Raw genomic sequence first — 24201 nt, forward strand, 5'->3', positions numbered from 1 at the left:
AACCATGCCCGGAACCGAAACGCTCACGCTCGACGCGGTCTCCGTGCTGCTGGTGTGGACCGCCATCGCGATCTACGTTCTCGCCTTCATCGCCTACGCCGTCGACCTCGCCCGACGCTCCGATGTCGCCGTCAAGGCTCAGGATGCTGCGCGCGAGCGCGAGCTCGTGACCGCCGGCGCCGCATCCGGAGCCGTTGCCTCGCCCTCGACCACCCGCGGCGGCGGGGCAGACCCGGCCGACGCGAAGCCGCGGTTCGTATGGGGACGCATCGGCACGTCGTTGACCGTGCTCGCGTTCCTCTTCCACGTGGCCGGCGACGTCACACGCGGCATCGCGGCCGAACGGGTGCCGTGGTCGAACATGTACGAGTTCGCCCTCACCGGCACGATGCTCATCGTGGCGGTGTACCTGGTCGTGCTCTTCCGCTACGACCTGCGGTTCCTCGGCTCGTTCATCACCGGGCTCACCGTCGTCCTCCTGGGCGGCGCCACACTGGCCTTCTTCGTCGAGGTGGTGCCGCTGGCCGACCCGCTGAAGTCGGTGTGGCTCGTCATCCACGTCTTCGTCGCGTCGCTGGCGACGGCCCTGTTCGCCCTGGCGTTCGGGCTCTCGGTGCTGCAGCTGATGCAGTCGCGCCGTGAGCAGCGCGTGGCGGCGGCCGCCGCATCCGGAGACGCTTCCGGGAAGACCGGGCTCCGGTTCCTTCGCACCATCCCGTCATCGGAGACGCTCGAGTCGCTCGCGTACCGGTTCGCGATCGTCGGCTTCATCTTCTGGACCTTCACGCTCATCGCCGGCTCGATCTGGGCGAACGACGCCTGGGGCCGGTACTGGGGCTTCGACACCAAAGAGGTCTGGACCTTCGTCGTCTGGGTGCTCTACGCCGGCTACATCCACGCCCGTGCGACCCGCGGTTGGCGCGGCACCCGTTCGGCGTGGCTGTCGATCATCGGCTTCACCGCGGTGATGTTCAACTTCACGATCGTGAACATGTTCTTTAAGGGCCTGCACGCCTACTCCGGCCTGACCACCTGACCCGACCGTCCCGTCCCGTCCCCCCCGCGCTCCCGCGAGAAACGACATTCCGGCTGAGACACGACGCGTCGCGTAGTGTCTCGCCGAGAATGTGGTTTCTCGCTGGCGGAGCGGCGCGACGGGGGAGCGGGGGAGCGGGTCAGGCGGGGGATGCGGCGAGCAGCGCGCGAGCGGGGAGTGATCGGCGCCGCGCGACCGCGACCGTCGTCGCGACGAACGCCAGCAGCGCCCACACCACGAGCCCGACGATGGCCGCGCCCAGACCATCGGCGGCGGTGAGGGCCGCGAGCATCCCCTGGTACGCCGGGGCCGTGGGCAGGAGACCCGCGACACTCAAGATCACGCCGGGCACGGTCGAGACGACCCCGGTCGCCACGGCCAGCACGCCGATCACGGCGGAGATCCAGCGACCCACGCCACCGAAGACGGCCACCAGCGCCTGGTTCACGGCGGCGAACGCGATGCCGGCGACGGCGGCGACCACCGCGAACAGCGACCAATCGGCCCAGTCGTAGCCGGCGGCGGCCTGCACGACGAGCGCCACGAGCACGCCCTGCACAGCGCCGATCGCGGCGGCCGGTGCCAATCCGCGGAGGGCAAGCACCGCCGACGGCCGGCGGGAGGCCAGTGTCCGGGCGGTGACGGCCCGCAGCACCACGAAGGTTCCGAGCCCGCCGAACCACAGAGCCACCATCACGACGAGGGGCACCGCGGACTCTCCGAAGAGGTTCGTGCCGATGCCCTCCGCTGCGACCGGGTCGGCGACGACGGAGGCGAGGTCCTGGGCCTCGGTGTCGGTGTAGGAGGGCACTTCCTCGACCGCGGTCGACAGGCCCGAGGCCAGGTCGGACGTCCCGGTCTGCAGTTGTGCGACGCCATCGGCGAGGCTCTGCGCCCCGGCCGCGAGCGCTCCGGCTCCCGTCTGCAACTCGCCCGCGCCCGCACCCAGAGAACGCGCGCCCGCTGCGGACTGCGCGGTCCCATCGGCGAGCTGTGTGAGGCCCGACTGCAACGCCTGCGCCTGCGCGGCGGCGGAGCGGAGTCCGCTGGACGATTGCGACGTCAGCTGCGAGACCCCCGCCGACACCTGGTCGGTGGCGTAGTCGGCGGCGCCGGCCGTGTACGCCAGGTCCGCGGCAGACTGCGCCGCCGCGCCGACCTGCCCGCAGAGGACCGGGTCGAGGGTTCCCGCGGCGCACTGCTGCGCCAGGGCGCCCAGTGTCTGCGCGAGGGCTGTTGCCTGGTCCGTCGACTGCTGGGTGTAGTCGGCCGCGGCCTGGGAGCCGGCGACGAGTTCGGGCGCGGCGATCTGGTCGGCTGCCGTGTTGAGGCCCGCGATGAGCTGGCCCACACCGGAAGCGGACTGTCCGATGCCGCCGGCGATGGTGTCGAGACCCGACGCCAGTTCACCGGCGCCGGCCGACAACTGCCCGGCGCCGTCACCGAGCTGCGTGGCACCGGCCGGCAGCTGCGCGGCGCCCTCTGCGGCCTGCCCGGCGCCGTCGGCCAGCTGAGCCGCGCCGTCCGCGGCGGTGCCGAGCTGGTCACCGAGGGTCGTGAAGCCGAGGAAGACGTTCTCGAGGTACACCTGCGACAGCGACGTGCCGAGCAGGGATGCGGCGGCCTGTGTGACCTGCGCGGAGATCGCGTCGTCGACCACGAGGCTGTCCGGCGGAGTGGAAACCTCGATCGTCGCCTGCTCGGGTGTGCCGCTGCCGGGCGAGGTGGACGTCGCCGCGGCGGAGAAGTTCTCCGGGATCGTGATGACGGCGGCGTACGAGCCGTCAGCCAGGCCGTCCTGGGCGTCTTCCTCGTTGGTGATCGTCCAGTCGAGGTTGCTGGGGAGGTCGTCAGACCCCTCGACGAGGCCCGCGGTCAGCTGGCGTCCGAGCGGGACGGTCTGGCCGTCGATCGTGACCGGCTCGTCGTTGTTCACGATCGCGGCGCTCATCGCGTCGAGGCGCTCGACGGGGTTGTACAGCGCAGCCACGAGCACGCCGCCCAGGAGAACCGGCAGCAGCAGTGCACCGATGATCGTGACCCAGGTCACGGGTCGGCGGGTACCGGCGCGTTCCAGCGGAAGCGCGAGTGGAGAGCCAGAACGGGTCATGCGGTCACCTCGGACAAATCAGTGGAGCGGGGAGAGGGGGCGCGGACCTGGGTGACGGATGCGGTCGCCCATCCGCCGTCGGCGAGCAGGCGCCGGGCGGCGTCGGCGTCGGCCGCAGTGATGAGCAGGGTCCAATCGCCGGTGGCGGCAGCATCCCGGAGGGTGGCGGCGGCCTGATCTCGGAGGGCCCCGTGCGCGACGACGTCGATGCCGTGGATCGCCAGAAGTCCGGGGCGGCCGGTGAGCGCATCCCGCAGCTCGGCGAGAGGATCCTCGGCCTCATCCAGCTGCGCCATGCCGACATGGCTACGCACCCACGCCTCCCGTCCGGGGAGGAGGTGGCCCGCGACCCGCAGTCGCCCCTCGGTGAGCGAGACGCGACCGGCCAGTGCGTACAGCGCCGCCCGCGCCCGACGGGGGTCGTCCGACGTGAGGATGGCGGCCGATCCCGGGTCGACCTCGAGGGAGAGCCCCCCGAACAGCTCGATATCCCCGGCCCCGAGCGCGAGGCCGTCGGCCACGACGACCGCGCGAGACTGCGGCCCCGGCCAATCCTGCAGCGCGATCTCCCGTTCGACGGCTTCGCCCTCGACATCGAGCTTCGGCAGGACACGCTCGAGCCACCGTGGCATCCACCACGCCTTGTCACCCAGGAGAGTCATGAGGGCGGGGATGAGCGTCATGCGGACCAGGAACGCGTCGACGGCGATGCCGACGGCCAGGCCCAGTGCGATGGGCTTGATGGAGGAGTCTCCTTCGGGCACGAACGCGGCGAAGACGGCGAACATGATGAGCGCTGCGGCGGTGACCACGCGCGCCGTGGCGGAGAACCCGGATCGCACCGCCTCCACGGCGATCGCTCGGGCGTCGGCACCCGCCGCGCCGCGAGCGCGCGCATGCACGTAGTCCTCGCGCATCCGGGTGACGAGGAAGACCTGGTAATCCATCGCGAGGCCGAAGAGCACCCCCATGAGCACGATCGGCATGAAGCTGATGACCGGGCCGACCCGGGTGACGTGGAGGAGATCGGCGAACCATCCCCACTCGAACACCGCCGCCACGGCGCCGAAGGCGGCAGCCACCGACAGCAGGTACCCCAGGGCCGCGGTCAGCGGCACCGCGATGGAGCGGAACACGACCATCAAGAGGAGGAAGGACAGTCCGACCACGAAGATCCCGAAGGGCACCAGCGCCGCTCCCAGGCGATCGGAGATGTCGATCGCGACGGCGGTGAAGCCGGTGACTTTCAGGTCGATCCCGTATTCGTCGAGCCACTCGTCGTGGTGCGAGCGCAGCTCGCGCACGAGGTCTGCGGTCGCGGGGTCGTCGGGTGCCGTCTCCGGGACGATCTGCACGATGCCGGTGTCGGCGGTCTCGTTCGGCGTCGCCAGCGCGACCTCCTTCACGCCCGGCAGGGCTTCCACCTCGGCCGCGAGGTCTTCCATGAGGCCGAGCGGATCGGTCGAGGTCACGATGGTGCCGGTGAGCACGAGCGGACCGTTGAACCCTGGCCCGAAGTGCTCGGCGGCCAGGTCGTAGCTCTGCCGCGCCGAGTTGTCCTGGGGCAGAACGCCGGCGTTCGGCAGCGCGAGCGCGAGGCTCCCGGCGGGGATCGCCATCGTCCCGAGGCCCACCACGACGGCGACGGCGGTGACCAGCGGATGCCGCGACACCAGCGCGACCCAGCCGTTGGTGCGCTTCGGCGCCGATACGGGCGTTGCGCGAGTCGCGGGGGTCGTGCGCGGGAGGACGGCCTCGCCGGGCTTCTCCACGGGCGCGTCAGCGTGCGAGGTCGCCGCCGCTGACCTCCGCGACCGGCGCCCGCCGACGCGCCCCGCGGCACGCCGGCCGACGAAGCCGAGAAGGGCAGGGGTGAGCGTCAGGGAGACGACGACGGCGATGGCGACGGCGACGGATGCGGCGATCCCCATCGTCGTGAGGAACGGGATGTTCGCGAACGAGAGCCCGATGAGGGCGATGAGCACGGTGATGCCGGCGAAGGTCACGGCAGATCCGGCCGTTCCCGTCGCCCGTGCGGCCGACTCCTCCGGGTCCATGCCGTCGCGCACCTGGTCCTGATGTCTCGCGGCGATGAACAGGGCGTAGTCGATGCCGACGGCCAGGCCGAGCATGAGTGCGAGCAGCGGCGTGGTGGAGGAGATCGTGGCGAAGGCCGTCGCGAGCAGGATCAGCGCCATGGACAACCCCACGCCGAGAATCGCGGTGAGCAGGGGGAGCCCGGCCATCACGAAGGAGCGGAACGTGACGATCAGCACCAGCAACGCGATGATCAGGCCGACCGCCTCGGTGATGGTGACGCCGGGGATGGAGGTGGCGAACAGATCGCCGCCGAGCGCGATCTGGGCACCGTCGGGCAGGTCAGCGGCGAAGGCGTCGGTGGCCGCTCGCAGGGCGTCCTTCGACTCGGCAGAGACGCTCGTGGCCTGGCCGTCGAACTGCAGGCGCACGATCGCCGCATCCGCCTCATCGGTGACGAGACCCGACACGGCCTCGTCGAATGGATCGGTGACGGCGAGCACGCCGTCGATGTCCTCCAGCTCGGAGACGAGCGATGCGATGCCTGCGGCGTAGGGGTCTTCATCGACGCGGTCGCCGTCAGCGGCGACGAGCACGATCTGGGCGCTGGTGCCCGACACCTGCGGGAAGGTGCGGGACAGCTGCTGGAGACCCTCTTGCGACTCCGTGCCCGGGATCGAGAACGAGTTGTCGGTGCCCTGATTCAGGACGAGCGCGCCGCCGCCGGCGGCGAGCAGGACGACGATCCAGGCGACGAGGACGCGCCAGCCATGGCGGTACGACCAGCGTCCCAGCGAGGCGAGGAGAGTGGACAACGAAGGCTCCGATCGGTCAAGGTCCGATACAACGCTGTACCCGATACACAGATGTATCGTAATAACCGAACGTCTGGTTAGGCTGGACGATTCGTGTGAAACGGAGGAACGAGATGTCCGACACCCCCGTCACTGGGCCCCGCCGTCGGGAAGCCACCCGCCAGCGGTTGCTGGATGCGGCCACCGAGGTCTTCGCCGAAGTCGGGCTCGATGCCACGTCCGTCGAAGCCGTCTGCGAACGCGCCGGTTTCACCCGCGGGGCCTTCTACTCCAATTTCGCCTCCAAGGAGGAGATGTTCCTCGAACTGGCTGCTGCCGTCGCCGAAGAGCGGATCGCCGAGTTCGAGGCGCGGGTGGCGCAATTGGAGGGCGAGGGATCGCTCGCGGCCACCCCGGAGACGGCGCTGGGACTGGTCGAGCGCGTGCTCGACCTCCCCGGCGACGATCGGCTCGGAGTCCTCCTCATGAGTGAGATCCGCATGCGCGCCCTGCGCACGCCGGCCATGGCGGAGGCGTTCCTCGCGCAGGACGCGTCGATGCGAGGCAGCATCGCCCGCACCATCGGCGAGATCGCGCGGGCGACCGGCCTGCGACTGGCCGTGCCGGCGGACGATGCCGCCCGGGTGCTCTTCCTCGTGTGGGAGGGCACGATGACGCGCGCCGTGATCGCCGGCCGTGACCGCCTCGGCGCTCAGCGCGAGGTGCAGAACAGCATCGCGGTCGTCGTTCCGCTGCTGATCGCCAAAGAGGACTGACCTCTCAGGACGACGCGAGCATCGCGTGGCACCGGGCCAGCCGCGCGACCCACCAGTCGCGACGGTCCCGGGGCGCGGCGAGGGATCGTAGACGCTCCGGCGAGGGCGCGAGAGCCTGCACCGGCAGCATCCCGTCGCGTGGTGCCAGGGGAGGATCGGCGACGTCGCTGAGGAACAACGCCGAGGTGCCCAGGCCGCAGTCGTAGTCCAACTCGGGAAGGGACGCCGCCAGCGCGACGCCCATCGCGAGGCCGATCGAGGTGTCCAGGGCGCTGGAGACAACGGCGGGGAGACCGGAGGCGGCGACGATCTCGAGTGCCCGATGCACGCCGCCGAGGGGCTGGGCTTTGATCACGAGAAGATCGGCCGCGCCGGCGCGCGCCACGCGGAGGGGATCGTCCGCCTTGCGCACGCTCTCGTCGGCGGCGACGGGGATGTCGAGGTAGCGGATCCGGTCGCGGACCTGTGCGAGCTCGTCCAGCTGCATGCAGGGCTGTTCGACGTATTCGAGGTCGAAGGGCGCGAGGGCATGGATGGCGTGCTCAGCCTCGTCGACGTTCCACCCGCCGTTCGCGTCGACGCGGATACGGCCCTCCGCGCCCAGAACGTCGCGGACCGCGCGCACCCGCGCCACATCGTCGGCGAGGAGCTGGCCGGGCTCGGCGACCTTGACCTTCGCGGTCCGGCATCCATCGAAACGAGCCAGCACGCCGGGGACGTCGGCGGGCGCCACGGCGGGAATCGTGGCGTTGACCCCGACGCTCTGGCGCAGGGCCGGTGGATGCGGGGTCCAGCCGAAGTCGATCGCCCCCGCCAGCCAGGTGGATGCTTCGCGGTCGTCATACTCCACGAACGGTGAGAACTCCGTCCAGCCCGCGGGTCCCCGCAGGAGCAGCGCTTCGCGGACTTCCACTCCACGGAAGCGTGTCGCCATGGGCAGCGCGACGACGTGCGCATCCTCGAGGAGCTCGTCGAGGGAGGGAAGCGGGGAGGTCACCACCCCATCCTCCCGCTGATCCGCGTCTGGCGCCCGGGGAAGTCGGACGCCGGCGGCCGGCACGCGGCCAAGCGAAGCGTGCTGACCTTGCTCGGCGATCCGGACAAGCTCGCCGCCGAGTACATCGACCGGCCGCTCCAGCTCGCCCGGTCACGGTCATCCTCTCCACCATCATCGGGTTCGGGATCGTCGCCATCGCCGCCTGGGACAGCATCGACGGTTTCCGCAAGGCCCGGCGGGCGCGCCGGCCCGGCGCTCTAGGCTGAACGCATGCTCCTCGACACCCCTGTGCGCATCGGCGTGCAGATCGAACCGCAGCACGCCACCTATCCGCAGATCCGCGACGCGGTACGGCGGCTGGAGGACATGGGCGTGGACATCATCTTCAACTGGGATCACTTCTTTCCGCTGCACGGCGACCCGGATGGTGCGCACTTCGAGTCGTGGACGATGCTCGGGGCGTGGGCGGAGCAGACCGAGCGCGTGGAGTTCGGCGCACTGGTGAACTGCAACAGCTACCGCAACCCCGACCTGCAGGCCGACATGGCGCGGACGATCGATCACATGAGCGGGGGACGGTTCATCTTCGGCACGGGGGCCGGCTGGTTCGCGCGCGACTACGACGAGTACGGCTACGAGTTCGGCACGCCGGGAAGCCGCCTCAAAGACCTCGCCGAGGGGCTGGACCGCGTGGTGGCGCGGTGGGGAAAGCTCAACCCGGCGCCGAGCCGCCGCATCCCGATCCTGATCGGCGGCAAGGGGGAGCAGAAGACGCTCCGGCTCGTGGCCCGCCATGCCGATATCTGGCACAGCTTCGTCGGCCCCGACCAGCTCGCGCACAAGATCGGCGTGATCGAGCGCTGGGGGGAGACCGAGGGGCGCGACGTCTCGGACGTGATCGTCTCCAATGAATTGAAGCAGCGCGACAGCCGCGACGCCGACGCCCTCTTCGATGCCGGCGTGCGGCTGTACACGCTCGGGTGGCCGCCGGGAACCCCGGACTACGACACGGTCGGTGCATGGTTGCGGTGGCGCGACGGGAAGAACGGGTCGTGATGGTCTCCGAACTCTTCGACCCCGCCGAATGGATGCCGGCGCCGGCGAGCGAGCGCTACACCGACATCACCGCGCATGTCTCCTCCGACGGCCGCATCGCCCGGGTCGCATTCGACCGCCCCGAGGTGCGCAACGCCTTCCGCCCCCACACCGTGGACGAGCTCTACACCGCGCTCGACATCGCCCGCCAGGATCCGCGCATCGGCGTCGTGCTGCTGACGGGAAACGGCCCGAGCCCGAAGGACGGGGGGTGGGCGTTCTGCTCCGGCGGCGACCAGCGCATCCGCGGACGCGACGGGTACACGTACGCCGATGACGCCGCGACCGCCCCGGATCCCGCCCGCGCCGGCCGCCTGCACATCCTCGAGGTGCAGCGCCTCATCCGGTTCATGCCCAAGGTCGTCATCGCCGTGGTCCCGGGGTGGGCGGCCGGCGGGGGGCACTCGCTCAATGTCGTCTGCGACCTGTCGATCGCCTCCGCCGAGCACGGTCGCTTCAAGCAGACCGACGCCGATGTGGGTTCGTTCGACGCCGGGTACGGGTCGGCGTACTTCGCCCGGCAGATCGGGCAGAAGCTCGCCCGCGAGGTGTTCTTCCTCGCCGAGGAGTACTCGGCTCAGCGCGCGTACGAGATCGGCGCGGTCAACCGCGTCGTCCCGCACGTCGACCTCGAGCGTGAGGCGATCGCGATGGCCCGCGTCATCCTGGGCAAGTCGCCGACGGCGATCCGGATGCTGAAATTCGCGTTCAACGCGGTCGATGACGGGCTGGTGGGGCAGCAGGTGTTCGCCGGCGAGGCGACGCGCCTCGCTTACGGCACGGACGAGGCCGTCGAGGGTCGCGACGCGTTCCTGGAGAAGCGCGAGCCGGACTGGACCGGGTTCCCGTGGCACTTCTGACGCCGCTCCGCCCGACCGGAGGGTGAGGCCGGCGTGAGACTCGAGGAGATCGACGGGGATCAGCCGCGCGACGTGTTACGCGCGCTCCGCGCGGCGCTCGGCGCCGGCCCCGCCGTCGGGCTCGGATCCACGCGTGGCACGCTTCCGGCGGAGGTTCCCGCCGGAACCGCCGTGGTCGTCACCACCTCTGGGTCCACCGGGGTTCCCAAGGCGGTCGCGCTCAGCCGCAACGCCCTCACCTCCAGCGCCCTGGCCACCGCCGCCCGGATCGGGGAGGGTTCCTGGCTCCTCGCGCTCCCGCCCGCCTACGTCGCCGGCATCCAGGTGCTCGTCCGCTCCCTCGTGGCCGGGCGTGAGCCGGCGATCCTCGCGGGCTCGTTCTCGCCCGAGTCGTTCACCGCCGCCGCGCGGCTCATGGCGTCGAGCGAGAACGGCGAGCGGATTCCCACGTACACGTCGCTGGTTCCCGTGCAGCTGCAGCGGATCGTGGATGCGGCGGCCACCGACAGCGACGTCGCCGCGGCGCTGCGCTCGTTCGAGGCGATCCTCGTGGGTGGGCAGTCGCTGCCCGATGTCCTCCGTGAGCGCGCCGCGGACGCGGGGGCGCGGGTGGTCCGCACGTACGGCTCGACCGAGACCAGCGGCGGATGCGTCTACGACGGCGTCCCTCTGGACGGTGTCCGCCTCCGCATCGTCGACGGGGAGGTGCGGGTCGCCGGCCCGGTGCTCGCAGACGGGTATCTCGGCGACCCGGAACGGACGGAGGCAGCCTTCCCGCGTGACGCGGACGGCACCCGCTGGTTCCGCACCGGGGATACGGGCCTCGTCGATGACGGCGGGATGCTCCGCATCCACGGGCGCATGGACAACGTCATCGTCTCCGGCGGCGTGAACATCTCGCTCGACCGCGTGGAGCGCGTCGTGCGGAGCATCCCCGGCCTGGAGGCGGCCGTCGTAGTGGGCGTGCCGGACGCGACGTGGGGGGAGGCGTCGGTCATCGTCGCACCCCGGGGCGAGGCGTTGCGCAGGAGCGAATCCGAGCAGCTGGACCACGCCCGCACTGCGGTGGCCGACGCCCTCGGCACGCCTGCCCGCCCGTCGCGACTGGTCCTGGTGGACGAGATCGCACACCTGGCGTCGGGCAAACCCGACCGCGAGGCGATCCGCCGCCTGGTGACGTCGCTGCGCTGACGTCAGGTGGCGGGGCGCTCTCCGGTGTCGACGACGCAGAAGCGGTTGCCCTCGGTGTCTTCGAGCACGATCCAGTCGGCGTCCCGGGGATACCCGTGCCAGTCGACCTCTCGTGCGCCGAGGTCGAGGAGCCGTTGCACTTCCGCGGCGTGGTCGTCGGCGTAGAGATCGAGGTGGATGCGCGGCGGATAGTGCTGCGGGTACCCCGTCACCGAGAGTGCGAGGCTCGTTCCGGGACCATCCCAGCCGCCTTTGTCGGGCGGATCGAGCATGACCCAGTCGTCGCTGGGTTCGGCGCGGTTGACGAACCCCAGCGCGGCGCGCCAGAAGTCCCCGGCCCGGGTTATGTCCTCGACGGTCATCACGATGGTGGCCATGGTGAGCATGTCTCCACCCTGCCGAGTCACCCCCGCTGAGGGGAGGGGGTTGCACGCGCGCCTAGGATGGCACTCCGTGGCCGCATCTTCTCGTAAACCTTCCGCTCGCACCAGTTCCGCGCGCCGCCGCCCGGGCGGCAATCCGCAGAAGCGACCCGCTCCGGCCGCCGCGCCCCGGAAGGCCACGGCGGCGGACTGGATCGGCGCAGCGCGGCTGCGCACCCTGCCCCTCGCCGTGAGCCCGGTGCTCGTGGGCACGGGCGCTGCCAACCTCGGGGCGGAGCCCTTCCACTGGGTCATTGCCCTGTTCTGCCTGCTGGTGACCGTGAGCCTCCAGATCGGCGTGAACTTCGCCAATGACTACAGCGACGGCATCCGCGGCACCGACGACCACCGGGTCGGCCCTGCCCGACTGACCGCGGCGCGCAAGGCGAAGCCGCGCACGGTCCTCATCGTCGCCCTGGTCTTCTTCGCCCTCGCCGCGCTCGCCGGACTCGCAGTGGTGATCCGCACGCAGCAGTGGTGGTTGCTGGCGGTCGGTGCCGCGTGCATCGTCGCGGCGTGGTTCTACACGGGCGGAAAACGCCCCTACGGCTACGCGGGTCTGGGCGAGGTGTTCGTCTTCGTCTTCTTCGGGCTGGTGGCCACCCTCGGCACGACGTGGGTGCAGGCCTTCGCGCTCCCTCAAGAGGCGTGGTTCGGCGCGGTGGGTGTGGGGTTCCTCGCGTGCGCGGTGCTGCTCGCGAACAACCTCCGCGACATCGATCAGGATCGCCTTGCCGGCAAGCGCACTCTGACGGTGCGCATCGGCAAGCGGTGGACGCAGGTGCTGTACACGGTGCTCGTGCTGGCCCCGTTCGGCATCGCCGCGTTCCTCGCGCTGTTCTATCCGATCGCGTGGCTGTCGCTGATGGCTCTGCTCGCCGGGCTCCCCGCCATCCTCATCGTCTGGACCTACCGGGTGCCGCGCGAACTCGTCATCGCGCTCGCGCTGACGTCGCTCACATCCCTCGCCTACGCGGCCTTCCTCTTCTGGGCCTTCGTCAGCTGAACCCCCGTCCGACTCGCGGATTCGGAGAAGAGCGCCGGATTCAGCGGTCGGTGCCGGGGCGACGGGATGCTGCGTCGCTCGCCGCATCCTCGGCGTCGGCGTCGGCCCGAGCCGCGGCGCCGCGGCGCGCGGCTCCGCGCGCCTGGGCACGGCGCTCGGCGAGGCCGGAGGTGACATCTTCCAGCGGGCGGCGGAGGAACAACAGCGACAGGGCCAGGCCGATGAAGGCCGCGAAGATGGCGGCGAGCCATGGCAGGTCGCGGAACACCGGGAGCAGCAGAAGTGCACCGAAGGGAACCAGGAACGCCAGCAGCCGCAGCACCGTGTACACCAGGGCCGAGCGCGCGATCATCGGGCCAGTCTAAGCCGCCGCGATCATCGTGCCCACTGCCCGGCCGACGCACAGACATCGCGCCTAGGATGAGACCATGGCGAGGCTGTTGCTGATTCTGGCGCTCGTGGGCACCGCGTTCTGGGTGTACTCGATCGTCGACTGTGCGCTGCAGCCGGCCCAGCGCGCCCGCGGCGTCAGCAAGGGCGCATGGATCGCGATCGTCGTGCTCCTTCCGGTCCTCGGCGGCCTGCTGTGGTTCGTCGTCGGCCGCGGCCGCACCGCCACCGCTGCCGCCCGCCGTGCTCCCGACGATGACCCCGAGTTCCTCGGCAGCATCGGCACGATCGCCGACCAGGACGAACGCATCCGTCGCCTCGAAGAGGAGCTCGCCCAGCTCGACGCTGAGGACGACGACGAACGGTTCCGCTCGGCGCCGCCCACCGAACTCCCGGGCGACGAGCCCGGCACCGCCCCGCCGACCGGAAACGAAGGCGACGACGACGCCCGCGGTCAGCGCGGCGCCGTCGGCTGAGCGTGACCAGCCCCGACCCGCGCCGAGGCGCCTCTCCCGCCACGGACGCCGCCGCCGCTCTCCTCGGAGCGCTGGTGGCGGGTGGCGTCCGGCACGTGGTCCTCAGCCCGGGTTCGCGCTCGCAGGCGCTGGCCCTGGTGGCCGCCGAGCTGGAACGGGCCGGCCGCATCCACCTTCACGTCCGGATCGACGAGCGCGTCGCGGGATTCACGGCGCTCGGCATCGGGCGTGAGACCGGTACCCCGGCCGCCGTCATCTGCACCTCCGGTACGGCCGTGGCCAACCTCCTTCCGGCGGTGCTCGAGTCGCACCATGCCGGCGTGCCGCTGCTGCTCCTCACCGCCGATCGCCCGCCCGAGCTGCGCGGCGTCGGTGCGAATCAGACCACACGCCAGCCGGGGTTGTTCGCGCCGCACGCGCGGTACGACACCGACCTGCCGGTTCCGGATGCCGTCGACCCCGACGGCACCTCGGACCAGACGGTGATGTTGCGGGGCGTCGCCGCCGACGCGCTCGCCGCCGCCCGCGGCGGCACCGGGCGCCCCGCCGGACCCGTGCACCTGAACCTCCCCTACCGCGAACCCCTCGCCGGCCCGACACCTGCCTGGCTGACCGGTGCGCCCGCGACCCGGCCGGCCGCCGGCGATCCCGGCGATCCCGCCGGCACGGAATCGGGAGCGCTGTACCAGGGCGGTGGCGGCATCGGCGGAGCCGACGTCGCGCCCGGGGAGACAGCGCCGCATCTGCTCGCCCGAGGCCCGCGCACGATCGTGGTCGCCGGGGCCGATGCCGGTCCGGCGGCCGAAGAGCTCGCGCATGCGGGCGGCTGGCCGCTGGTCGCGGAGATCGTCAGCGGCGCACGATATGGGCGGAACCTCGTGCACGGGTACCGCGACCTGCTGTCGAACCCCGAGCTGGGTGGCGCGGTCCAGCGCGCCGTGGTGTTCGGCCACCCGACCCTCAGCCGCGAGGTCGCGAGGCTGCTGTCCCGCGACGACGTCGAGGTGATCGCCGTACGCCGACCGGGCGAACCCCTGAACCTCAACGGCTCGACGCTGGGGGTGGACGAGGTGCGTGTCGCCGACGGACCCGCCGACCGTGAATGGCTCGGACGGTGGATGCGGGCATCCGCCGCCGCATCCACCGACCTGTCGCCGCCCGCTCCGGACGCCGACGGGCTTTCTTCGGCCGAGCCCCACGAGCGTCTGGGGGCGATCGCGGCGGAGATGGCGGTCCTGCGCACGCCGCTGGATCGCGCCGGGCTCGTCGACGCGGTGTGGCGCGCGACCTGGCCGCACGACCGCCTCGTCTTCGGCTCCTCGCGTTTGGTGCGGGTGGCCGACGCGGTGCTGGGTGGCAAGAAGGTGCCGGTGCACGCCAACCGCGGACTCGCGGGCATCGACGGCACCCTCGCCACGGCGATGGGAATCGCGCTGGCAAGCCAGACCGACGGGCGCGCCGGCGTGACACGCGTGGTCCTCGGCGACCTTGCCTTCCTGCATGACGTCGGATCGCTCCTCCTCCCGGGTGCCGAGCACGAGCCGCGCATCCAGGTGGTCGTGGGAAACGACGGCGGGGGAACGATCTTCGACGGACTCGAGGTGGCGGAGCTCGCCGGAGCTCAGGCGATGGACCGCGTGCTGTACACCCCGCAGGGGGTTCGGCTCGAGCACCTCGCCCTGGCGTACGGGTGGGAGTACCACCGGCCGACCACCCGCAGCGCCCTGGATCAGCTGCTCACCTCTCCCGTGGGCGGGCGTCAGCTCTTCGAGGTGCCGCTACCCCGCTGAGGAAAAGGATGCGCCGGCGTGCCGCCCGGCGGCAGCATGACTCCATGAGCTCCTCGCCACCGTGGACCACCCCCGCCGCAGATGTCCTTCGCGCAGATCCTGGATTCCGTCTCGCCGACGTCGATCCGCGGTCCACGCCCGGCTACACCGGCGGGAAGTCCGCGGGTACGCGGGAGCTGAAGGCGGGAGGATCCCGGCTCGGTGAGCTGCAGGAGCGCCTCTTCGCGCAGAGTGTCGCGGGCACCGCCGAAGGGTCGGTGCTGCTGGTGCTGCAGGCGATGGACACCGCAGGCAAGGGCGGCGTCGTGCGCCACGTCGTGGGCGCCGTCGACCCGCAGGGAGTCGAGCTCGCGTCGTTCAAAAAGCCCACCGACGAAGAACTCGCCCACGACTTCCTGTGGCGCGTCGAGCGCCGCCTTCCTGTGCCCGGCCGCATCGGCGTGTTCGACCGCTCCCACTACGAAGACGTGCTCATCGGGCGGGTGCGGGCCCTGGCGGCGCCCGAGGAGATCGAAGGGCGATACGACGCGATCGTGCAGTTCGAGGCGGATGCGGCGGCACGCGGCATCCGCTGGGTGAAGGTTCTGCTCCACATCTCCAAGGAGGAGCAGAAGGAGCGCCTGACCGAACGCCTCGACCGGCCCGACAAGCACTGGAAATACAACTCGGGAGACGTCGACGAGCGGCTGCTGTGGGACGAATACATGGCGGCCTATCAGCTCGCGATCGAGCGGACCTCGACAGCCGGGGCTCCATGGCATGTCGTGCCCGCTGACCGTAAGTGGTACGCCCGCCTGGCGGTGCAGCAGCTGCTCCTGGATGCTCTCACCGACCTGAATCCCCGATGGCCGTCGGCCGATTACGACGTCGATGCCGAAAGGGCGCGCCTCGCCGCATCCTGACCATGGCCGGGCCACGCGGCGAAACCCACTGCCGGGAGGGGTCAGGCGAGGGCTTCGACGATGGGACGGAACTTCACGCGCGTCTCCAGGAGTTCTGATTCGGGGTCGCTGCCGGCCACGATCCCGGCACCGGCATAGGCGGTGATGGGGAGGGCGCCGTTGGCCAGCGGCAGGTCGAACTGCGCACAGCGCAACGCGATCGCCCACTCGCCGTCGCCGGAGGCACCGATCCACCCCACCGCGCCGGCGTAGCGTCCGCGGTCGAACGGCTCCAGCCGGCGGATCAGATCCATGGCCACGGAGGTGGGGGTTCCCGCCACCGCCGCCGTGGGATGCAGCGCCGCGACCAGGTCGAGCGAGGAGGACCCGTCATCCAGCACGCCTTCGACGTCGGTCGCCAGGTGCCACACGTTCGGAAGGCGCAGCGTGAAGGGCTGCTCGCCCGCGGCCAGGGCGCTGGTGTGCGGGCGGAGCGAGGCGAGGACGCTGTGCACGGCGAAGCGGTGCTCGTCCTGGTCTTTCGTGCTGTCGGTCAGGGCGAGGGATGCCGCGGCGTCGGCGTCGGCTTCCGCGCCGCGGGCGATCGTGCCGGCGAGCACGCGCGCGGTGACGGTGCCGCCGGACACCGTCACGAGGGTCTCCGGACTCGCGCCGATGAGGCCGTCGACGGCGAAGACCCAGCAGTCCGGGTACCCGATGAGGAGAGCCCGGACCAAGCGGCGGAGGTCGGCGCCGGACGGCACCGTTCCGACCACGTCGCGGGCGAGCACGACCTTGTCGACCTCGTGGCGGGCGATGGCACCGAGAGCGTGCCGCACGGCGTCCTGGTACCCCTCCGCGGTCATCCGGCCGGGGCCCACGGTGGCAGACCAGTGCGGGCCGAACGGCGTGGGGGAGGGGAGTTCCGCGGCGGCAGCGGCCGGGGAGCGGTCGTCGACGGAGACCTGCGTGACCCAGGTCCGCCCGCCGCGCCGGCCGACGAGGGTGGCGGGGACGGTGAGGATGCTGCCGCGCGGCGAGTCCGGGTCGAAAGCGAACGAGCCGAGTGCGACGAGACCCGTACCGGGCACGTCCACGGGATCGTCGACGTCGGCGGCGGCGGCGACGGCGCGCCAGCGCGCTGCGAGGTCCGCCGCGGGCACCGGGGTCCCCGGCACAGCCTCCAGACGCAGGGCCACCCCGAAGGCGGCCAGAGCATCGCCGCGGCGGCTCCAGAAGAGGGGATCTTCGGCGTCGGCGTAGACCAGGACATCCTCGACGTCATCGACCTCACGGGTCACGACGCGGAGCCGTGGAACCTCGGACGACGCGGGGGACTGCACGGTGCCAGCCTAGTTCGCGCCCCGTACCCTCGGTTCGCGGGGCGTCCCCGTCGCGGGGCCGTCGAAGCGTCCGAGAAGCGCCCGCTCGCGAGGGCCTGTCCCTAGACTGCGGGGATGACTGCACCGCCCGAACCCGGCACGCGCCTGCTCTTCCGCTGGCGGAAATGGGATGGTGCGCCGCACTGGGAGCACGACTGCGTCTTCCTGGGTCGCGACGAGCACGGCGACTGGGTGGGGCAGCAGGCCGGATGGCGCAGCGCCCGGCCGGGGCGGGAGATGCCCGCTCCCCAGCCGAACGTCACGCTGATTCCGCCCGGCGGGCAGTGGGCGTTCACGGCGAATGCTGCGCCGCATCCCACCCGGGTCTACATCGACCTGGCGTGGGACGTCCGGTGGGGCGAAAGCGGGGAGCCGACCGGCATCGACATGGACCTCGACGTCGTGGAGCACGAGGGCCGGGGCATCTGGATCGACGATCGCGACGAGTGGGACGAGCATCGCGTTCAGTACGGATACCCGCTCGACATCGTCGAGCGACTCGAGTCCGTCGCCGTCGATCTGGAGCAGCGCGTGCGACGTCGCGACGCCCCCTTCGACGACGCCACGATCGCCCGCTGGCTGAGCCGGCTCGCCTCGTTCGCCTGAGCCGTGGAGTCCGCGGACCCGGCCTAGACTCGTCGGGTGACCTCCGAGCCGAACCGTGCCGACCTCGGCAAAGACCCGGCCCGCGTGGCGGGCATGTTCGATCAGGTCGCGCCGGCCTATGACCGCACGAACACCGTGCTGAGTCTGGGGAACGACCGGTTCTGGCGGGTCGCGACGACCCGGGCGATCGGGCCGCGCCCCGGTCAGCGCATCCTCGACCTCGCGGCGGGCACGGGCGCAAGCTCGGTGTCGCTCGCCCGGAGCGGCGCCGAGGTCGTCGCCGCCGACTTCTCCCCGGGGATGATCGCGGAGGGCCGGCGTCGGTACGGCGGCATCCCGAACCTGTCGTTCGTGCAGGCCGATGCCACCGCACTGCCGTTCGAGGACGCGGAGTTCGACGCGGTCACGATGTCGTTCGGGCTGCGCAACGTGAACGACCCTCGGAAGGCGCTGCGTGAACTGCGTCGCGTGACCAAGCCGGGCGGCCGGATCGTGGTGTGCGAGTTCTCCCACCCCCCGTCGCGACCCTTTGCGGGCCTGTACCGCTTCTACAACGGGCGGGTGCTGCCCGTGATCGCGAAGACCGTCAGCTCCAACGCGGAGGCGTACGAGTACCTCAACGAGTCCATCCGCGACTGGCCCGACCAGCGCACCCTCTCCGCTTGGCTTCGCGAGGCGGGATGGACCGACGTGGCCTACCGCAATCTCTCGTTCGGCATCGTTGCGCTGCACCGAGGCACCGCTCCCGCTTCGGAAGCCCCCAGCGCGGCGGGGTAGGCTGGGATGGTGACCCCCAGACCTTCCGCTGCGGGCTCGCAGATGGCGGGCAAACTGGGCCTCACCGACCGCATCTTCGCGGGCGTCCGCTCCCGCAGGCTCCTCGCCACCGTCGAGGCGGGTCTCGAGCGCGTCGACCGGAACCTCGCCGAAGAGCTTCGCATCGCCGATTCCCTGGCGGATGCGACGAGCCGCTACCTCTACGAAGCCGGCGGCAAGCGCCTCCGTCCGATGCTCGCGATCCTCACCTCTCAGCTGGGTGACGGTGTGACCGATGATGTCGTCGACGGCGCGACCGCGCTGGAGATGACTCACCTCGGTTCGCTGTACCACGACGACGTCATGGACGGCGCAGACGTCCGCCGCGGCATCCCGAGCGCGCAGACGGTGTGGGGCAACAACGTCGCCATCCTCACCGGCGACCTCCTCTTCTCCCGCGCGAGCCGGATCATGGCACGCCACGGCGACCGCGCCATTCGGCTGCAGTCAGACACCTTCGAACGCCTCGTCCTCGGGCAGATGCACGAAACCGTCGGACCGCACCCCGACGACGACCCGGTCGAGTTCTATCTGCAGGTGCTCTTGGACAAGACCGGGTCGCTCATCGCCGCCGCCGCCCAGGCCGGCGTGATCTTCTCCCACGGCCCGGAGGAGTTCGAACAACCCCTCCGCGTCTTCGGCGAGAAGGCCGGCGTCGCGTTCCAGCTCCTCGACGACGTGCTCGACCTCTCCGACGCTCCGGACGAGACCGGGAAAGTGCCCGGCACCGACCTGCGCGCGGGCGTGCCGACGATGCCCTACCTGCTCCTCGGACAGCGCGAGGATGCGGCATCCCGCGACCTGGTGGCGCGCATCGATGACGGCGTGGCCCGTATCGCCGACGGCTCGGACGCGGCCCTGCTCGACAGTCCCCTCGCCGAGTTGCGCGAGCACCAGGCCACCCGCGCGACCCTCGACCTCGCCCGCGCCTGGTCGGCCGAGGCCATCGCTGCCCTGGACCCGCTTCCAGATGGAGCCGTGCGCGAAGCGTTGAGCCGGTTCGCGCAGGCTGTGGCCGACCGCTCCAGCTGATGTCGCATCCGACACAGCGCGATACCTCGCGGCTTCCGCCGCATCCGAATCCGAAAGGATCCTCATGACTCAGCTCAGGCTGGCCATCGTCGGCGCGGGACCCGCGGGCATCTACGCCGCCGACATCCTCCTCAAGGCCGAGCGGAAGTTCGACGTGTCGATCGACCTGTTCGAGCAGCTTCCCGCGCCCTACGGCCTGGTCCGTTACGGTGTGGCCCCCGATCATCCCCGCATCAAGGGGATCATCACCGCGCTTCGTGGGGTGCTCGACAGCGGGGACATCCGCCTTTTCGGCAATGTGCGCTTCGGGGAGGACATCACCCTCGACGACCTCAAGCGGCATTATCACGCGGTCATCTTCGCGACCGGCGCCATCCGCGACACGAGCCTCGACATCCCCGGCATCGACGCGGAAGGTTCGTATGGCGCGGCCGACTTCGTGAGCTGGTTCGACGGGCACCCCGACGTGCCGCGCACGTGGCCGCTGGATGCGCAGTCGGTCGCCGTGATCGGAAACGGCAACGTCGCGCTCGATGTCTCCCGGATGCTCGCCAAGCACGCCGACGATCTCCTCTCCACCGAGGTCCCGGCGAACGTGTATGAGGGCCTGAAGGCTTCGCCGGTGACGGACGTGCATGTCTTCGGACGCCGCGGCCCCGCCCAGGTGAAGTTCACGCCGCTGGAACTGCGCGAGCTCGGCGAGCTGCGCGACGTGGACATGGTCGTCTACGACGAGGACTTCGACTACGACGAGGCATCGAAGGCGGCGATCGCCAGCAACAAGCAGGTCATGGTGATCGACCGCATACTCCAGTCGTGGCGAAAGCGCCCGAGCGCGAACAATGCCGCCGCCGCGGCAGGCGGCGGGGCGTCGCGACGCCTGCACCTGCACTTCTGGGCCAAGCCGGTCGAGATCAAGACGGATGAGTCCGGCCACGTGTCGGCGTTCGTCTATGAGCGCACGCGGCCGGACGGCGAGGGCGGAGTCGCCGGCACCGGCGAGCTGCGCGAGGTTCCGATCCAGGCGCTGTACCGCGCCGTGGGGTACTTCGGGTCGCCGCTGCCTGGTGTGCCCTTCGACACGCGGCACGGGGTCATCCCGAACCGCGAGGGCCAGGTGCTGCACGGCGACTCCAACGAGCCGGTTCCCGGCGTCTACGCGACGGGCTGGATCAAGCGCGGGCCGGTCGGGCTCATCGGTCACACGAAGTCGGACGCGATGGAGACCGTGCGTCACCTCATCAACGACCAGGGATCGTGGTGGCAGCCGGAGGATCCGTCGGAGGGTGCGATCCCCGCTCTCCTGGCCTCGCGCGGGGTCCGCTGGACCGACCTCACCGGATGGCACCGCCTCGACGAGCACGAGGTCGCCCTGGGCCTCCCGCACGAGCGCGCCCGCATCAAGGTCGTCCCGCGGGACGAGATGGTCGCGATCTCCCGCGGCGAGTAGCCCGTTCGGGGCTTGAGCCGGTTCGGGCTTGGGCTGCTCGGGCTTGGGCTTGGGCTTGGGTTTGGGCTTGGGCTTGGGCGGCTCGAGTGTGGGGTTGGGCTTGGGCGGCTCGGGCGTGACGGGCTCGGGCTTGAGCGGCTTGAGCTTGACGGGCTCGGTTTGAGCGGCCCGGGAGGAGATGGCGCTTCGGGAGGGCGGGACAGGGGGTTTTCGTCCTCCGTAGTGCACTTCTCCTCCCTGGGCGCTCGCCCCGGCGCCACACCGGACCCCGCCTGGCCCGCTCCCGTGCTCTTCGGGAGGGGATGGCGCTTGGGGAGGGTGGATCTGCGGGTTTGGGTCCTCCGTAGTGCACTTCTCCTCCCTGGGTGCTCGCCCCGGCGCCCGCATCGGACCCCGCCTGGCCCGCTCCCGTGCTCTTCGGGAGGGGATGGCGCTTGGGGAGGGTGGGTCTGGGGATTTGGGTCCTCCGTATTGCACTTCTCCTCCCTGGGTGCTCGCCCCGGCGCCGCACCGGAGTCCGCCTGGTCCCCACCCGTGCTCTTCGGGAGGAGATGGCGCTTGGGGGAGGGTGGATCTGGGGATTTTTGGTCCTCCGTAATGCACTTCTCCTCCCTAGGCGCTCGCCCCGGCGAACCCGAGCCCGAGCCCGAGCCGGCGCCCGGCGCACCCGAACCCGAACCCGAACCCCCCACTCGTCCTCCCCAGTCGGCCGCTGACGGGTTTCTTACACGGGCTGCCCCATCGAGCGTCCGCGGGCATCCCACGGCCGCGACGATGGCGGGATGCTCTCACTTGCGGAATCGATCAGAAGCCAAGGCGGCGTTTCGCGCGTATCCACGTTGCGCGACAGTGGGTTCTCCCGCCGCCGCGTGGAGGCCGCCCTGGCACGCGGGGAGATCGTGCGGGTGCGGCGCGGATGGGTGGCGACCCCGGATGCCGATCCCTACCTGGTGTCCGCCGCTCGAGCGGGCGTCGTCCTCACCTGCGTCACGCAGGCCCGGCGGCTCGGCTTATGGGTGTTCGGGGATGACCGGCCGCACGTGGCTGCTCCGGCACACGCGGGCCACATCGACGTCGCGCGGGACACGGTCGTGCACTGGGCCGCGCCGGTCGTGCCTCGGCATCCCGGTGCCCTCGTCGACGGCATCGAGAACCTCCTCGCGGCGGTGGCATCGTGCCAGCCGCACGAGGTCGCGCTGGCGATCTGGGAGTCGGCGCTGCGCCAGGGGATGGCCGACAAACGGGCGCTTCAGCGCCTTACCCTTCGACCGGACGCGAGACGGCTCTGCGAAGAGGCAACACCGTTCGCCGACTCTGGACTGGAGACGTTCGTCGTACCCCGTCTGCGATGGATGCGGCTTCCACTGCGCCGACAAGTGTGGATCGCAGGCCGCCCGGTAGATCTCCTCATCGGTGATTGCCTCGTTCTGCAGATCGACGGTGGCCACCACGTCGGAGCCCAGCGCGAATCCGACATCGCCCACGACGCTGAGCTGACGTTGAGGGGGTACCACGTCATCCGCGTCGGATATGCCGCCGTCATCGATGACTGGGCGGCGGTGCAGGACCGCATCATGCGAGCCGTCGCTCAGGGTCTGCATCTCGCGGCATGACTGACACCGAGATGGCGGGTGTCTCGGTGTGCAAGCCCCCGCCGCGGCGGCGCCGTCGCGCCGGGAAGCGGGCGGTTCGGGAGGAGATGGCGTGTGGGGAGGGGCGGATGTTGGGGGCTCCGCCTCCCGATGGCACATCTCCTCCCGGGTTGCCCGCGGGCACACTCCCGCCCCGCCGCGGGGGAGCTGTCGCGCCGGGAGCCGGGCGGTTCGGGAGGAGATGGCGTGTGGGGAGGGGCGGATGTTGGGGACTCCGCCTCCCGAAGGCACATCTCCTCCCGGGTTGCCCGCGGGCGGCACCGGGCCCCGAGACCCCCGGGGCCGCCCCCGCCCCCGGAGAACCTGACCGCCCCGGGAGAACCGCACCGCACCTGCCCACCCCCAGGCACCAAGTCCCGGACCGGACACGTCCCGCCGGCCCAGCCCTAGGCTGGCGGCATGAACGCAGGGTGGGTGCCCGACCTGCTCGGGCCGGGTTTCGAGCAACGCACCCTGCCCCTCGGCCGGGAGGACGGCGAGGAGATCACCGCGACGCTTGTGCGCAGCATCCCGTCGCCACCGGCTCGCCTGTTGGGGGCACTGCGCGACATCGACGTGCTGTACGTGCACGGGTGGTCGGATTACTTCTTCCAGGTCGAGCTCGCCCGCTTCTGGGCAGACCGGGGCGCCCGGTTCTTCGCCCTCGACCTGCGCCGGTACGGAAGAAGCCTTCGCGAGGGTCAGCGTCCGGGTGATATCCACTCGCTCGACGACTACGACGCCGACATCGATGCGGCCCTTCGCGTCATGGGGGAGGGGGAGCGCGGCACGCGTCGGCTGGTCCTCCTCGGCCACTCCACCGGCGGCCTCACGCTCACCCTGTGGGCCGCGCGACACCCCGACCGTGCCGCCGCGCTCGTCCTGAACAGCCCGTGGCTCGAGCTCCAGATCGGCCCCATCGGTCGGCAGGCGCTCACCCCCCTCGTCAACGCGCGAGCCCGCATAGATCCGCTCGGCCCGCAGCCCGTCGTCGATCTCGGGTTCTACACGCGGGCCCAGCGCGAGATCGGCTCGCTGCCGATCCCGGCGGACGGATGGCGTCCGGAGCGGGGGTTCCCGACTCATCCGCGCTGGCTGGCCGCCGTCCTCGCGGGCCACCGCCGCATCGCGGAAGGGGTGGATGTGGGATGCCCCGCCCTCGTGTTGCTGTCCGCGCGCTCGACGCCGCCGATCCGATGGACGGAGGAGATGACCGACACCGACTCGGTGCTCGTCGTCGACGACATCGCGCGCGCGGCGACCCGCATCGGGGAGCTCGTCACGATCGCCCGGATCGAGGGTGCCATCCACGACGTCTTCCTCTCCAGAGCGGGTCCGCGCACCGCCGCCTACGCGGCCCTCGACCGGTGGCCGAAGGCGCTGCGCTGACACTCCGGCGCGGAGGGGCCTGGATGCTGCGGCT

Annotated in this window: 21 protein-coding genes; 15 read left to right on the forward strand and 6 right to left on the reverse strand. The window is 71.2% G+C overall.

Going from position 1 to position 24201, the window contains the following annotated elements; genetic code table 11:
- The first annotated feature begins 4 nt into the window (after positions 1 to 4).
- Entirely contained in the window at positions 5 to 1036 is a 1032-nt protein-coding gene (ccsB, locus tag AC4FS1_RS16155) for a c-type cytochrome biogenesis protein CcsB (protein ID WP_491156726.1), read from the forward strand.
- Between the two features lie 139 nt (positions 1037 to 1175).
- Here the strand turns inward: ccsB and AC4FS1_RS16160 are convergent, their stop codons facing one another.
- Both AC4FS1_RS16160 and AC4FS1_RS16165 read right to left on the reverse strand, forming a co-directional pair.
- Positions 1176 to 3146, reverse strand: coding sequence for a YhgE/Pip domain-containing protein (locus tag AC4FS1_RS16160; protein WP_491156727.1), 1971 nt, complete (start codon positions 3144 to 3146; stop codon positions 1176 to 1178).
- Positions 3143 to 5998, reverse strand: a complete 2856-nt coding sequence (locus AC4FS1_RS16165; RefSeq protein WP_491156728.1) for an MMPL family transporter — start codon at positions 5996 to 5998, stop codon at positions 3143 to 3145. Before AC4FS1_RS16165 ends, AC4FS1_RS16160 begins: the two co-directional genes overlap by 4 nt.
- A 113-nt stretch (positions 5999 to 6111) precedes the next feature.
- Here AC4FS1_RS16165 and AC4FS1_RS16170 point away from each other — a divergent pair, with 113 nt between their 5' ends.
- The gene (locus AC4FS1_RS16170; protein ID WP_491156729.1) at positions 6112 to 6753 is read left to right on the forward strand and encodes a TetR/AcrR family transcriptional regulator; all 642 of its coding nucleotides are present in this window, start codon (positions 6112 to 6114) and stop codon (positions 6751 to 6753) included.
- A gap of 4 nt (positions 6754 to 6757) precedes the next feature.
- Here the strand turns inward: AC4FS1_RS16170 and AC4FS1_RS16175 are convergent, their stop codons facing one another.
- Positions 6758 to 7753 (reverse strand): o-succinylbenzoate synthase, encoded by a 996-nt coding sequence (locus tag AC4FS1_RS16175; protein ID WP_491156730.1) that lies wholly within the window; start codon positions 7751 to 7753, stop codon positions 6758 to 6760.
- Positions 7754 to 8020: 267 nt separating this feature from the next.
- On the opposite strand from AC4FS1_RS16175, the gene AC4FS1_RS16180 reads away from it, so the two are divergent.
- Genes AC4FS1_RS16180 through AC4FS1_RS16190 form a run of 3 tightly spaced genes read left to right on the forward strand, consistent with a single transcriptional unit; the run spans position 8021 to position 10896 of the window.
- Complete coding sequence (locus AC4FS1_RS16180) at positions 8021 to 8806, forward strand: LLM class F420-dependent oxidoreductase (RefSeq protein ID WP_491156731.1); 786 nt, start codon at positions 8021 to 8023, stop codon at positions 8804 to 8806.
- Positions 8806 to 9705 (forward strand): 1,4-dihydroxy-2-naphthoyl-CoA synthase, encoded by a 900-nt coding sequence (locus AC4FS1_RS16185; protein WP_491156785.1) that lies wholly within the window; start codon positions 8806 to 8808, stop codon positions 9703 to 9705. Before AC4FS1_RS16180 ends, AC4FS1_RS16185 begins: the two co-directional genes overlap by 1 nt.
- Positions 9706 to 9738: 33 nt before the next feature.
- Positions 9739 to 10896 carry an AMP-binding protein gene (locus tag AC4FS1_RS16190; RefSeq protein ID WP_491156732.1) on the forward strand — a complete coding sequence of 386 codons (1158 nt, stop codon included), beginning with the start codon at positions 9739 to 9741 and terminating at the stop codon, positions 10894 to 10896.
- A gap of 2 nt (positions 10897 to 10898) precedes the next feature.
- Here AC4FS1_RS16190 and AC4FS1_RS16195 read toward each other — a convergent pair whose 3' ends face one another.
- Positions 10899 to 11282, reverse strand: a complete 384-nt coding sequence (locus tag AC4FS1_RS16195) for a VOC family protein (protein ID WP_491156733.1) — start codon at positions 11280 to 11282, stop codon at positions 10899 to 10901.
- 67 nt (positions 11283 to 11349) lie between these two features.
- Here AC4FS1_RS16195 and AC4FS1_RS16200 point away from each other — a divergent pair, with 67 nt between their 5' ends.
- A complete protein-coding gene (locus AC4FS1_RS16200) occupies positions 11350 to 12324 on the forward strand; it encodes a 1,4-dihydroxy-2-naphthoate polyprenyltransferase (RefSeq protein ID WP_491156734.1) in 975 nt (324 codons plus the stop codon).
- A 40-nt stretch (positions 12325 to 12364) separates the two neighbouring features.
- Here the strand turns inward: AC4FS1_RS16200 and AC4FS1_RS16205 are convergent, their stop codons facing one another.
- On the reverse strand, positions 12365 to 12676 hold the full coding sequence (locus AC4FS1_RS16205; RefSeq protein ID WP_491156735.1) for a DUF4229 domain-containing protein: 312 nt from the start codon (positions 12674 to 12676) through the stop codon (positions 12365 to 12367).
- Between the two features lie 76 nt (positions 12677 to 12752).
- Here AC4FS1_RS16205 and AC4FS1_RS16210 point away from each other — a divergent pair, with 76 nt between their 5' ends.
- The 3 genes from AC4FS1_RS16210 to AC4FS1_RS16220 are packed head-to-tail and all read left to right on the forward strand — an operon-like array spanning position 12753 to position 15882.
- On the forward strand, positions 12753 to 13190 hold the full coding sequence (locus AC4FS1_RS16210; RefSeq protein ID WP_491156736.1) for a PLDc N-terminal domain-containing protein: 438 nt from the start codon (positions 12753 to 12755) through the stop codon (positions 13188 to 13190).
- 2 nt (positions 13191 to 13192) lie between these two features.
- Positions 13193 to 14980 carry a 2-succinyl-5-enolpyruvyl-6-hydroxy-3-cyclohexene-1-carboxylic-acid synthase gene (gene menD / locus AC4FS1_RS16215; RefSeq protein ID WP_491156737.1) on the forward strand — a complete coding sequence of 596 codons (1788 nt, stop codon included), beginning with the start codon at positions 13193 to 13195 and terminating at the stop codon, positions 14978 to 14980.
- A gap of 44 nt (positions 14981 to 15024) precedes the next feature.
- Positions 15025 to 15882, forward strand: coding sequence for a PPK2 family polyphosphate kinase (locus AC4FS1_RS16220; protein ID WP_491156738.1), 858 nt, complete (start codon positions 15025 to 15027; stop codon positions 15880 to 15882).
- A gap of 41 nt (positions 15883 to 15923) precedes the next feature.
- On the opposite strand, the gene AC4FS1_RS16225 is transcribed toward AC4FS1_RS16220, so the two are convergent.
- On the reverse strand, positions 15924 to 17204 hold the full coding sequence (locus AC4FS1_RS16225) for an isochorismate synthase (RefSeq protein ID WP_491156739.1): 1281 nt from the start codon (positions 17202 to 17204) through the stop codon (positions 15924 to 15926).
- A gap of 114 nt (positions 17205 to 17318) precedes the next feature.
- Between AC4FS1_RS16225 and AC4FS1_RS16230 the strand changes: the two genes are divergently transcribed.
- The 6 genes from AC4FS1_RS16230 to AC4FS1_RS16255 all read left to right on the forward strand — a co-directional run bounded on the left by AC4FS1_RS16230 (position 17319) and on the right by AC4FS1_RS16255 (position 24167).
- On the forward strand, positions 17319 to 17849 hold the full coding sequence (locus AC4FS1_RS16230; RefSeq protein WP_491156740.1) for a DUF402 domain-containing protein: 531 nt from the start codon (positions 17319 to 17321) through the stop codon (positions 17847 to 17849).
- 93 nt (positions 17850 to 17942) lie between these two features.
- Complete coding sequence (gene ubiE, locus AC4FS1_RS16235) at positions 17943 to 18626, forward strand: bifunctional demethylmenaquinone methyltransferase/2-methoxy-6-polyprenyl-1,4-benzoquinol methylase UbiE (RefSeq protein WP_491156786.1); 684 nt, start codon at positions 17943 to 17945, stop codon at positions 18624 to 18626.
- A 9-nt stretch (positions 18627 to 18635) separates the two neighbouring features.
- Positions 18636 to 19697: a polyprenyl synthetase family protein gene (locus AC4FS1_RS16240; protein ID WP_491156741.1), complete on the forward strand. Its 1062-nt coding sequence runs from the start codon at positions 18636 to 18638 to the stop codon at positions 19695 to 19697.
- A 64-nt stretch (positions 19698 to 19761) separates the two neighbouring features.
- Positions 19762 to 21147 carry an FAD-dependent oxidoreductase gene (locus tag AC4FS1_RS16245; RefSeq protein ID WP_491156742.1) on the forward strand — a complete coding sequence of 462 codons (1386 nt, stop codon included), beginning with the start codon at positions 19762 to 19764 and terminating at the stop codon, positions 21145 to 21147.
- A 782-nt stretch (positions 21148 to 21929) separates the two neighbouring features.
- Positions 21930 to 22760, forward strand: a complete 831-nt coding sequence (locus AC4FS1_RS16250) for a DUF559 domain-containing protein (RefSeq protein ID WP_491156743.1) — start codon at positions 21930 to 21932, stop codon at positions 22758 to 22760.
- 438 nt (positions 22761 to 23198) lie between these two features.
- The gene (locus AC4FS1_RS16255; RefSeq protein WP_491156744.1) at positions 23199 to 24167 is read left to right on the forward strand and encodes an alpha/beta hydrolase; all 969 of its coding nucleotides are present in this window, start codon (positions 23199 to 23201) and stop codon (positions 24165 to 24167) included.
- Positions 24168 to 24201: the final 34 nt, after the last annotated feature.

It is taken from the genome of Microbacterium sp. Z12_35 (assembly GCF_058310475.1).

What these genes read in the sequence shown, in the direction of transcription:
- AC4FS1_RS16245 (WP_491156742.1), top strand. Translation starts at nt 19,762, where the DNA reads ATGACTCAGCTCAGGCTGGCCATCGTCGGCGCGGGACCCGCGGGCATC.
- AC4FS1_RS16195 (WP_491156733.1), bottom strand. Translation starts at nt 11,282, where the DNA reads ATGCTCACCATGGCCACCATCGTGATGACCGTCGAGGACATAACCCGG.
- AC4FS1_RS16230 (WP_491156740.1), top strand. Translation starts at nt 17,319, where the DNA reads ATGACTGCACCGCCCGAACCCGGCACGCGCCTGCTCTTCCGCTGGCGG.
- AC4FS1_RS16210 (WP_491156736.1), top strand. Translation starts at nt 12,753, where the DNA reads ATGGCGAGGCTGTTGCTGATTCTGGCGCTCGTGGGCACCGCGTTCTGG.
- ccsB (WP_491156726.1), top strand. Translation starts at nt 5, where the DNA reads ATGCCCGGAACCGAAACGCTCACGCTCGACGCGGTCTCCGTGCTGCTG.
- AC4FS1_RS16170 (WP_491156729.1), top strand. Translation starts at nt 6,112, where the DNA reads ATGTCCGACACCCCCGTCACTGGGCCCCGCCGTCGGGAAGCCACCCGC.
- AC4FS1_RS16250 (WP_491156743.1), top strand. Translation starts at nt 21,930, where the DNA reads ATGCTCTCACTTGCGGAATCGATCAGAAGCCAAGGCGGCGTTTCGCGC.
- AC4FS1_RS16180 (WP_491156731.1), top strand. Translation starts at nt 8,021, where the DNA reads ATGCTCCTCGACACCCCTGTGCGCATCGGCGTGCAGATCGAACCGCAG.
- AC4FS1_RS16205 (WP_491156735.1), bottom strand. Translation starts at nt 12,676, where the DNA reads ATGATCGCGCGCTCGGCCCTGGTGTACACGGTGCTGCGGCTGCTGGCG.
- ubiE (WP_491156786.1), top strand. Translation starts at nt 17,943, where the DNA reads ATGTTCGATCAGGTCGCGCCGGCCTATGACCGCACGAACACCGTGCTG.
- AC4FS1_RS16220 (WP_491156738.1), top strand. Translation starts at nt 15,025, where the DNA reads ATGAGCTCCTCGCCACCGTGGACCACCCCCGCCGCAGATGTCCTTCGC.
- AC4FS1_RS16185 (WP_491156785.1), top strand. Translation starts at nt 8,806, where the DNA reads ATGGTCTCCGAACTCTTCGACCCCGCCGAATGGATGCCGGCGCCGGCG.
- AC4FS1_RS16255 (WP_491156744.1), top strand. Translation starts at nt 23,199, where the DNA reads ATGAACGCAGGGTGGGTGCCCGACCTGCTCGGGCCGGGTTTCGAGCAA.
- AC4FS1_RS16160 (WP_491156727.1), bottom strand. Translation starts at nt 3,146, where the DNA reads ATGACCCGTTCTGGCTCTCCACTCGCGCTTCCGCTGGAACGCGCCGGT.